Source organism: Pantoea sp. RCC30.1 (assembly GCF_058148845.1).
In genome coordinates this window covers 1-10,156 of the sequence record NZ_JBXUHX010000060.1, presented here as the reverse complement: position 1 = coordinate 10,156, position 10,156 = coordinate 1, and the positions used below count along the sequence as shown (strand labels likewise).

Here is a 10,156-nt window from a genome sequence, read left to right as displayed (position 1 = left end):
CGGAAGAATACCGGCTGATGGCTGAGAAACCGGAAATCTCAAAAAGTGTGTGGAACTAAAGCTGGGATACTTACACTTCCAGCGCCCATCAGGCTTAGCCCAGATGATGTGGTTTAGAACGTTAAAGCGATCGCGCATCATTATTTCGATATCAGATGCGAGTCGATGCCCCGAGAACAAATAGAGACTTCCGTTAGGTTTCAACACCCGCCAGAACTCCGCCAGGCAGCAATCCAGCCACCTTAAATAATATTCATCCCCTTTCCACTGATTATCCCACCCGTCAGGTTTAACTTTGAAATAAGGCGGGTCAGTAACAATCAGGTCAATTGAATCGTCTGGCATGGTTTAAGCACGCGCAAACAATCGGCCTTGAACAATACAAGACCGGGAGCGGATACTTTGTGCATTTCGCTAGTTCTATTTAATAGGGAAGGGAAGAAACAATAGAGCCATCCTGATGACGGCCCTTAAACAGTTTAAGGCGCGACTTAACTACTAGCGATCATCTAAACAAAAAAGCCCCAGCAATGCCAAGGCTCATTTATTGTGGTTGCATGGCTAGAGGTCTGCCACTATTTAATTAGAATACGCCAGTTTTATGCAAAGTCAAACTTTTTAACTTTGAAAACTCTCAGCTCTGTAGTAAACCGTAGATGGTACTAAATCACAGTGACTTATCGGAGTTGATGTTATGGATAACTATGTGGACAAGAAAAGATTTAACAGCTACTACCTGCTTCAGGCAAATGACGCTGCACATTATCTGCGGATGACTGCACGCAGACTTTCATCTGAGCATCTTAAGAACCTTATCTCTCATATTAATTTTAATAACGAAATAGATCGCTTTATCGAGGCGCAGATTCAGGGAGTTAAGAAAGCAACTGATGAACGTGAATGCAAGCTTTGTCTGTATAATTTACAGGAAGAAAAAAAATTGCTTCACAACCAGGATGCTGCTCTCAGGACAGGTACAGCAAAAATAGCTGTCTCTGCTGAACTGGTGACTAATCATCTTGATACATGGGGATATTTTGTGAATGGTGTTGGGCTGGTTATTGGTACTGGTCAAGTCATTGCCGGGATAGGATTTACAACTGCTGGTTTATTAACAGGGAATGTAGTAGGAGTTTTTGCAGGAGTCACCCTAATTCTCCACGGTGCTAACAACCTTCAGGAAGGCTTCGTGAATTTGAGAGATAACAGAAGTAACACTAGTGGATTTATGAGAGAGCAATATATAAAAACAGCTGAATTTCTGGGGTTAAGTTCCAAGGCTGGACAGCTTTCCTATAGCGCTGTCGACCTGGTTTTGTCGGGGTACGGATTAGGGAGAATGCTGCTTAAGCCTGATGCATGGCGTCTTTTTCATTATATTCCTGCTGACTACATCAGGAGTTTCAAAACGATGGGTGCACCATCCCTTGCATTGGAGATGCTAGGAGATGGCATTACCGTGCTGAACATTTATGAATCAGACTAATCCCTGTTCTTATTTAAGCCGCCCAAGTAATATTTTAGCCCCAATTTTTATTGGGGTTAAAATCACTATCAGAAACATAACAACAAACCAAGAAAATATAAATCCGTAGATATCACTACTGCCTGATACAAACACATAAATCCCTATAGCTGTAAGTAATAAAGATAATATAATAAAACCAATACTCACTCTGAGTATGCGATTAATTGTGGTATCGACAGTAATGTTTTCTTTAACTGACAAGTCGGTAATAAAATTTTTTTCTTTGCTGTTAAGCATTCTGAATGCCCGGTTTTCCATTCCTATGTCCTTATTGGGTGCGCTTCTACCGTAACGATTTATTATAACCTTAACCAGTACTAAAAAATAGAAGCATTGAAGCCAATCGGGCGATCTGATTGTAGTCAGCGAGCCGATACGCCCACTCTTATGGCCTCATGAGTTAATAATCAGAATTATGCCCGGGTGATCCTCTGAAAAGCCAAATCAGCGTGACTCTCTTCGATTTCACACTTCGCCACCAGCTTCTCGAAGAATGGCTTCCAGTTCCGTGACCAGGACGACTGCGTAAGTTCTGGCACCAGCACGTTGATGGCCCTGAACGCGGTGCTGGATGGCATGCGGCGATAACCCTGCTCCTTAGCCAGATGATCACCAAAGCATTCCAACGAGTAGTTGAGATCAGCTAAAGCTCGCTGAAGTTTAAGGCGCACTAAATAACGCTCTCTATTCATAACAATATCCTTTTTGTTGTTGGGGAATAAGAGGAACTACCTCGCCTGATGTGGTTAAAAGCAGGCTCAATTTCAAATGTGGAGAAACGGCAGTGGGCTATTGCAGTAGCCCACCAGCTATAAACGTGGACCATGCTCTCTTGGTGATTAGCAGATAACAAAAAAGCGCCCAATGGACGCTTTGCTCTTTAAAAATCTGGATATCCTTAACTACAGGGTTAGCCCATAAACCAAGCTGTGGACAGCCTCAATTCAGCCTTTTTTTTTTGGTGCTGGTTGTGGTGCAGGAGCCGGACGAGGTGAGCCAGGGACATGGCCATTAACATTTCTGGCTGCGCCCCACACCTTCGGTTTAGGTGCTGGTGGGCGGGACTGCCCAGGCGCGTGAAAGGGAATAGATTCTCTGTCATCCATTTTACTAAGTAACCTTTTGCTCTTTGGGTAGGCCACCGGCGAAAAACGCAAAGAATACAGCAGGAGCGTCTTGAGTCAGGCGAGATAAAATTAAATTCGGTCAAACAGAAAAAGAAGCCGGTAGAATTGTTACGTCAGAATTGCGGAATGATGTATTTAAAAGATGTTGGCGCGTTACAGGTCGCGGAGATTGTTGATGCTGTTAAAGCCGAAGGCCATAACCGAATGGCTCAGGTAGTAAGGATGGCGATCATCGATGTGTTCAAAGAGGCCCAGCACGCTGGGCACGTTCCCCCAGGCTACAACCCTGCACAGGCCACAAAACAGCCTCGCAACCGGATTGTGCGTCAGCGTCTTTCACTGGACGAGTGGCAGGCCATATTCAGCGCTGCAGAAGATCACCCGCCCTATCTCCAGTGCGCAATGCTTTTGGCTCTGGTCACCGGCCAGCGTATTGGGGATATTTCTAATATGCAATTTTCGGACATCTGGGACGACATGCTGCATGTTACCCAGGAGAAAACCGGCTGCCGTGTTGCCATCCCTCTGAGCTTGAGGTGCATGGCCATTGATATCTCACTCAGGGAGGTTGTCACCCAATGCCGGGACGCTGTTGTGAGTAAATATCTGGTCCATTTCCGTCACTCGACCTCGCAGGCCGTCCGGGGAGATAAGGTTTCTGCCAGCTCTATTACGACAACGTTCAAAAAGGCTCGGAATCACTGTGGTCTAACTTGGGCTGAAGGGGCTGCGCCCACCTTTCATGAGCAGCGCTCGCTATCGGAACGTCTGTATCGTGAACAGGGTGTGGACACTCAAAAATTACTCGGCCATAAGACTCAAAAAATGACTGATCGCTATAACGATGATCGCGGGAAAGACTGGATTGTGGTTGCTGTGTGAAGGTGATTTTATGAACAGTTTTGGGGAAGAGTTTTGGGGAAAAGGGCATGAAATAAAAAGCCAACACGATTTTTACATTCGTGTTGGCTATATGTTACGTAATGCGGATTACATATTTTCGATGATCGCGTCACCAAACTCTGAACATTTCAGCAGCTTAGCGCCATCCATCAGGCGTTCGAAATCGTAAGTCACGGTCTTGTTAGCGATAGCGCCTTCAACACCTTTAACAATCAGGTCAGCCGCTTCGAACCACTCCATGTGACGCAGCATCATTTCTGCAGAGAGGATCACTGAACCTGGATTCACTTTATCCTGACCGGCATACTTAGGTGCTGTACCGTGAGTCGCTTCGAACAGTGCACATTCGTCACCGATGTTAGCGCCTGGGGCGATACCGATACCGCCAACCTGCGCCGCCAGGGCGTCAGAGATGTAATCACCGTTCAGGTTCATACAGGCGATAACGTCATATTCTGCCGGACGCAGCAGGATCTGTTGCAGGAACGCATCAGCAATCACATCTTTAACGATGATCTCTTTGCCGGTGTTCGGGTTTTTGAACTTCATCCATGGGCCGCCGTCGATCAGTTCGCCGCCGAACTCTTCTTTCACCAACTGGTATCCCCAGTCTTTGAAAGAGCCTTCGGTGAACTTCATGATGTTGCCTTTGTGAACCAGGGTCAGTGAATCACGATCGTTAGTGATGGTGTATTCCACTGCCGCGCGCACCAGACGTTTGGTACCCGCTTCTGAACACGGCTTAACGCCGATACCACACTGCTCAGGGAAGCGAATTTTCTTCACGCCCATCTCTTCGCGCAGGAACTTGATCACTTTGTCCGCTTCGGCAGAGCCCGCTTTCCACTCGATACCCGCATAGATATCTTCGGAGTTTTCACGGAAGATCACCATGTCGGTTTCTTCAGGGCGTTTAACCGGGCTTGGCGTGCCTTTGTAGTAACGAACAGGACGCAGGCAGACGTAGAGGTCAAGCTCCTGACGCAGTGCTACGTTCAGTGAACGAATACCGCCGCCGACCGGGGTGGTCAGTGGGCCTTTGATGGCTACGCGATATTCTTTAATTAAGTCGAGAGTTTCCTGTGGCAGCCAGACATCCTGGCCGTAGAGTTCAACTGACTTCTCACCCGTGTAAATCTCCATCCAGGAGATCTTACGCTCGCCGTTGTAGGCTTTCTTCACCGCCGCGTCGACGACTTTCAGCATGACCGGGGAAACATCAACACCGATACCGTCACCCTCAATGTAAGGAATGACTGGATTGTTTGGCACTGTAAGCTTGCCCTGATTCAGGGTGATTTTCTGACCTTCCGCCGGAACAACTACTTTGCTTTCCATTAACCTCTCCTGGGCGTTTGTTAATGATTTGTAAGATGCGCGTCAATACTACTTGAATATTTCCGTCACGCCAATCACCGCAATTTCACGTTATAATGCGCCGAATGTTTCTTACTGCAAAGCCCATGCGAAAAACAACTCAACGAATTCACCAGGATAAACGATTCAGCCGCCCGACGCGTGATGCACGGCGTGGCCCTGCCCGCCTTGCAACTCCGCGCCGTGTGATTTTGCTTAACAAACCGTTCGACGTTCTGCCACAGTTCACCGATGAAGCGGGCCGCCGCACACTGAAGGATTTTGTCAGCGTCGCAGAAGTCTATGCCGCTGGTCGCCTTGATCGCGACAGCGAAGGTTTGATGGTGCTGACCAATGACGGCGCCCTGCAGGCCGCGCTAACTCAGCCCGGCAAACGGACCGGTAAGATCTATTATGTGCAGGTGGAAGGCGAACCACAGGAGGCGGATCTGCAGCCTCTGCGGGATGGGGTTAATCTGAAAGATGGGTTGACCCTGCCCGCGGGCGTAGAGAAAGTGACTGAGCCGGCGTGGCTCTGGCCACGTCAGCCGCCTATCCGAGAGCGTAAAAACATCCCGACGCAGTGGCTGAAAGTCACGCTGTATGAAGGACGTAATCGTCAGGTGCGCCGGATGACCGCCCATATCGGCTTTCCTACCTTACGGTTAATCCGCTACGCCATGGGAAGTTACACGCTCGACGATCTGGCCCCAGGCGCGTGGCGCGAACTCAGCGATAGCGCTCTCTGAAAACCGGTTTTTTATAACCTCAGGTTAACAATTGCGGAGAAGAGATGTTTAAACCTCATGTTACTGTCGCCTGTCTGGTCCAGGCCGAAGGTGAATTGCTGGTGGTGGAAGAGACGATCAACTGTCATGCCACCTGGAACCAGCCTGCCGGACATCTCGAAGCGGATGAAACACTGCTGGAAGCTGCCGAACGCGAACTCTATGAAGAGACCGGCATTGCGGCTTCGATGCACTATTTCATCGGGATAAACCAGTGGATCGCGCCCGACAGTACGCCTTTTGTGCGTTTTCTGTTTGGCGTAGATCTGGCGGAAAAAACCCCAACCCAGCCGCAGGACAGCGACATCGATTGTTGCTGGTGGCTGCCGCCAGCGCAGATTCTCACTGCATCTAACCTGCGTTCACCGCTGGTCGCTGAGAGCGTACGCCTGTGGCAACAGGGCACGCGCTATCCGCTACATCTGGTCAGCCCGTTCCAGTGGCCGTTTCACGAGGGTGCGCGCCTGCCTTCTGCATGATAGAATGCGCCGCCTGTTTTTTTATCGTAATGCGAGCGTGTCATGTCTGACAACAGCCAGAAAAAAGTGATCGTCGGTATGTCCGGCGGCGTCGATTCTTCCGTTTCCGCCTGGTTACTGCAGCAGCAGGGTTACCAGGTTGAAGGCCTGTTCATGAAGAACTGGGAGGAGGACGATGGCGAGGAGTATTGTACCGCCGCGGACGATCTGGCGGATGCGCAAGCGGTGTGCGACAAGCTGGGTATGAAGCTGCACAAAGTTAACTTTGCCGCTGAATACTGGGATAACGTCTTTGAGCATTTCCTCGAAGAGTACAAAGCGGGCCGCACGCCTAACCCCGATATCCTCTGCAATAAAGAGATCAAATTCAAAGCGTTCCTGGAGTTCGCCGCAGAGGACCTGGGCGCAGATTTCATCGCCACGGGTCACTACGTGCGTCGCCATGACGTGGACGGCCAGAGCCAGCTGTTACGCGGTCTGGATGGCAATAAAGATCAGAGCTACTTCCTCTATACCCTCAGCCACCAGCAGATTGCCCAAAGTCTGTTCCCGGTCGGCGAGCTGGAAAAACCGGAAGTGCGCCGCATTGCCGAACAGCTGGACCTGATCACCGCGAAGAAAAAAGATTCGACCGGCATCTGCTTTATCGGCGAACGCAAATTCCGTGACTTCCTGGCGCGCTATCTCCCGGCTCAGCCAGGCGAGATTGAAACGACGGAAGGCCAGATCGTCGGTGAACATCAGGGGCTGATGTACCATACTCTGGGACAGCGTAAAGGACTGGGTATTGGCGGCCTGAAAGAGAGCAAAGATGATCCCTGGTATGTGGTCGACAAAGATGTGGCACGTAACCGTCTGATTGTCGCCCAGGGCGGCGATCATCCGCGCCTGATGTCCGTTGGCCTTATTGCACAGCAGCTGCACTGGGTCGATCGCCAGCCGATTACCACCCCGCTGCGCTGCACCGTGAAAACCCGCTATCGTCAGACTGATATTCCCTGTGAGATTATTCCACACGGCGACGATCGGATTGAAGTGCGCTTTGACGAGCCGGTCGCTGCGGTCACGCCGGGTCAGTCTGCGGTGTTTTACCTTGGCGACGTCTGCCTCGGTGGCGGTATTATCGAACAGCGCCTGCCGTTAGTGGCGGAATAAGCGGGATCAGCCCGCGTTGATGACGCGTAAACAGGAGTAACCGTGGCGAAAAATTATCAGGAAATCACGCTGGCGCTGGCGGGCATCTGCCAGTCCGCCCATCTGGTGCAGCAACTGGCTCAGCAGGGTCACTGCCAGCCAGAGGCGCTGACTGTGTCGCTGCGCAGCGTGCTGGACCTCAATCCTGGCTCCACGCTGGCGGTATTTGGCAACAATGAAGCCAACCTGCGCCTCGGCCTTGAAACCCTGATGGCGGTGCTGAACAGCAGCAGTCGCCAGGGCGCAGGCGCTGAACTGACGCGTTATACCCTGAGTATGATGGTGCTGGAGCGCAAGCTCAGCGCCAGTAAATCTGCCATGGCGACGCTGGCACAGCGCATCTCTCAACTGGATCGCCAGCTAGCGCATTATGAGCTGGAGTCAGACACCATTCTCAGCGCGATGGCGGCCATCTATGTGGATGTGATCAGCCCGCTTGGCCCGCGTATTCAGGTCACCGGTTCACCCGCGGTGCTGCAGAATACGCAAGTGCAGAGTAAAGTGCGCGCCACCCTGTTAGCCGGTATCCGAGCTGCCGTGTTGTGGCAGCAGGTCGGCGGTGGCCGACTGCAACTGATGTTCTCACGTCAGCGTTTGCTGCGTGAAGCGAAAACCCTCTTATCCCGGCTGCCACTGACTTACTAAGTCGGTGCGGCAAAACACTGCTAAATGAATCAGGAGTTGCACTGATGGAATTATCCTCTCTGACCGCCGTCTCACCTGTCGATGGTCGTTACGGCGATAAAGTCAGCCCGCTGCGTGCGATTTTCAGCGAATTCGGTTTGCTGAAATTCCGCGTTGAGGTTGAAGTTCGCTGGTTACAAAAACTGGCCGCGACCGCAGAGATCAAGGAAGTTCCTGCATTTGATGCCGACGCAAACGCTTTCCTTGATGCGATTGTCGCCGGTTTTTCAGAAGCAGATGCAGCACGCATCAAAACCATTGAGCGCACCACCAACCACGACGTCAAAGCGGTTGAGTATTTCCTGAAAGAGAAAGTCGCCAATCTCCCTGCACTGCATGCTGTTTCTGAATTTATCCACTTCGCCTGCACTTCTGAAGATATCAACAACCTGTCGCATGCCCTGATGCTGGAAACAGCCCGCCGTGACGTAATCCTGCCTTACTGGGACCAGCTGATCAGCGCCGTGAAAGGCCTTGCCAGCGAATACCGTGACATTCCACTGCTCTCCCGCACCCACGGCCAGCCGGCAACGCCGTCGACCATGGGTAAAGAGATGGCTAACGTCGCTTACCGTCTGGAGCGTCAGTTACGTCAGCTGAAGCAGATTGAAGTACTGGGCAAAATCAATGGCGCGGTCGGTAACTACAATGCCCACATTGCCGCCTATCCCGAAGTGGACTGGCATGAGCTGAGCGAGAACTTTGTCACTTCGCTGGGGATCACCTGGAACCCGTACACAACCCAGATTGAGCCGCACGACTATATCGCTGAGATGTTTGACTGTATCGCCCGCTTTAACACCATCCTGATCGATTTCGATCGTGATGTCTGGGGCTATGTGGCGCTGAACCATTTCAAACAGAAAACGATTGCGGGCGAAATCGGCTCATCCACCATGCCGCACAAGGTGAACCCGATCGACTTCGAAAACTCCGAAGGTAATCTGGGTCTGGCGAATGCCGTCATGCAGCATCTGGCCAGCAAACTGCCGGTCTCACGCTGGCAGCGTGACCTGACTGACTCTACCGTGCTGCGTAACCTCGGCGTGGGCGTAGGTTATGCGCTGATCGCCTATCAGGCGACACTGAAAGGTATCTCCAAGCTGGAAGTGAACCGCGACCGTCTGCTGGATGAACTGGATCACAACTGGGAAGTGCTGGCGGAACCGATCCAGACGGTGATGCGCCGTTACGGCATTGAGAAGCCGTATGAGAAGCTGAAAGAGCTGACACGTGGCAAACGCGTGGATGCTGCCGGTATGCAGGCCTTTATCGACAGCCTGGCGCTGCCGGAAGAGGAAAAAGTGCGTCTGAAGCAGATGACGCCTGCAAACTATATTGGTCGCGCTATCCAGATGGTTGACGATCTGAAATAATGCCCGCCGCAGACCGGCCCCGTCCGGTCTGCGTTAACATCTTGTTTAATACATTTCGCGTATACTTTCTGCAGGTTGACTCAAACAGAGTGTAAGGAATTTCTATGCGTGTTCTGGTTGTTGAAGACAATGCCCTGCTGCGCCATCATCTTGCCGTTCAGTTACGTGACATGGGCCATCAGGTCGATGCCGCCGAAGACGCCAAAGAAGCCGACTATTTTCTTCGGGAGCATCTGCCTGATATCGCGCTGGTCGATCTCGGCCTGCCGGATGAAGATGGCATGTCGCTGATTCGCCGCTGGCGCAGTGATGCCGTACGTCAGCCGATTCTGGTGCTGACCGCCCGTGAGGGCTGGCAGGCGAAAGTGGAAGCGCTGGAAGCCGGTGCAGATGACTATGTGACTAAGCCGTTTCACATTGAAGAGGTCGCGGCACGCCTGCAGGCGCTGATGCGCCGCAACAGTGGTCATGCGTCACAAATCATCGATATGGCTCCGTTTCAGGTGGATCTCTCACGCCGTGAACTGACGGTCAACGAAGAGCCGGTGAAGCTGACCGCCTTTGAGTACACCATTGTTGAGACGCTGATCCGCAACGCGGGCAAAGTGGTGAGTAAAGACTCGCTGATGCTACAGCTCTATCCTGACGCTGAACTGCGTGAAAGCCACACCATCGACGTTCTGATGGGTCGTCTGCGCAAAAAAATTCTGGCGTTGCACCC

General features: G+C 51.5%; 10 protein-coding genes and 2 pseudogenes. 8 read left to right on the top strand and 4 right to left on the bottom strand.

Annotated elements, in window-relative coordinates; genetic code table 11:
- A pseudogene (locus AC2LB6_RS24135) lies at nucleotides 1–410 on the bottom strand (DNA-methyltransferase); the annotation flags it as partial.
- A 284-nt stretch (nucleotides 411–694) separates the two neighbouring features.
- Here AC2LB6_RS24135 and AC2LB6_RS24130 point away from each other — a divergent pair.
- Complete coding sequence (locus tag AC2LB6_RS24130; protein ID WP_490095413.1) at nucleotides 695–1,486, top strand: DUF4225 domain-containing protein; 792 nt, start codon at nucleotides 695–697, stop codon at nucleotides 1,484–1,486.
- A gap of 9 nt (nucleotides 1,487–1,495) precedes the next feature.
- On the opposite strand, the gene AC2LB6_RS24125 is transcribed toward AC2LB6_RS24130, so the two are convergent.
- On the bottom strand, nucleotides 1,496–1,786 hold the full coding sequence (locus AC2LB6_RS24125) for a hypothetical protein (RefSeq protein ID WP_490095412.1): 291 nt from the start codon (nucleotides 1,784–1,786) through the stop codon (nucleotides 1,496–1,498).
- A gap of 155 nt (nucleotides 1,787–1,941) precedes the next feature.
- Nucleotides 1,942–2,220 (bottom strand): antitermination protein Q, encoded by a 279-nt coding sequence (locus AC2LB6_RS24120; RefSeq protein WP_490095411.1) that lies wholly within the window; start codon nucleotides 2,218–2,220, stop codon nucleotides 1,942–1,944.
- Nucleotides 2,221–2,688: 468 nt separating this feature from the next.
- Between AC2LB6_RS24120 and AC2LB6_RS24115 the strand changes: the two are divergent.
- Nucleotides 2,689–3,537 (top strand): annotated as a pseudogene (locus tag AC2LB6_RS24115) (tyrosine-type recombinase/integrase); the annotation flags it as partial.
- A 108-nt stretch (nucleotides 3,538–3,645) separates the two neighbouring features.
- On the opposite strand, the gene icd reads toward AC2LB6_RS24115, so the two are convergent.
- Nucleotides 3,646–4,896, bottom strand: a complete 1,251-nt coding sequence (icd, locus tag AC2LB6_RS24110; RefSeq protein ID WP_008925947.1) for an NADP-dependent isocitrate dehydrogenase — start codon at nucleotides 4,894–4,896, stop codon at nucleotides 3,646–3,648.
- A gap of 104 nt (nucleotides 4,897–5,000) precedes the next feature.
- On the opposite strand from icd, the gene rluE reads away from it, so the two are divergent.
- The 6 genes from rluE to phoP form a co-directional block, all read left to right on the top strand.
- Nucleotides 5,001–5,663, top strand: coding sequence for a 23S rRNA pseudouridine(2457) synthase RluE (gene rluE / locus AC2LB6_RS24105; RefSeq protein WP_490095410.1), 663 nt, complete (start codon nucleotides 5,001–5,003; stop codon nucleotides 5,661–5,663).
- A 44-nt stretch (nucleotides 5,664–5,707) separates the two neighbouring features.
- Nucleotides 5,708–6,181 (top strand): NUDIX domain-containing protein, encoded by a 474-nt coding sequence (locus AC2LB6_RS24100; RefSeq protein WP_490095409.1) that lies wholly within the window; start codon nucleotides 5,708–5,710, stop codon nucleotides 6,179–6,181.
- Between the two features lie 42 nt (nucleotides 6,182–6,223).
- Nucleotides 6,224–7,336: a tRNA 2-thiouridine(34) synthase MnmA gene (gene mnmA / locus AC2LB6_RS24095; RefSeq protein WP_490095408.1), complete on the top strand. Its 1,113-nt coding sequence runs from the start codon at nucleotides 6,224–6,226 to the stop codon at nucleotides 7,334–7,336.
- Between the two features lie 42 nt (nucleotides 7,337–7,378).
- Complete coding sequence (hflD, locus tag AC2LB6_RS24090; RefSeq protein WP_292993293.1) at nucleotides 7,379–8,020, top strand: high frequency lysogenization protein HflD; 642 nt, start codon at nucleotides 7,379–7,381, stop codon at nucleotides 8,018–8,020.
- A gap of 44 nt (nucleotides 8,021–8,064) precedes the next feature.
- Entirely contained in the window at nucleotides 8,065–9,435 is a 1,371-nt protein-coding gene (gene purB, locus AC2LB6_RS24085) for an adenylosuccinate lyase (protein ID WP_490095407.1), read from the top strand.
- Nucleotides 9,436–9,539: 104 nt separating this feature from the next.
- Nucleotides 9,540–10,156: two-component system response regulator PhoP (gene phoP / locus AC2LB6_RS24080; RefSeq protein ID WP_490095406.1), on the top strand; the 617-nt coding region annotated here is incomplete at its 3' end.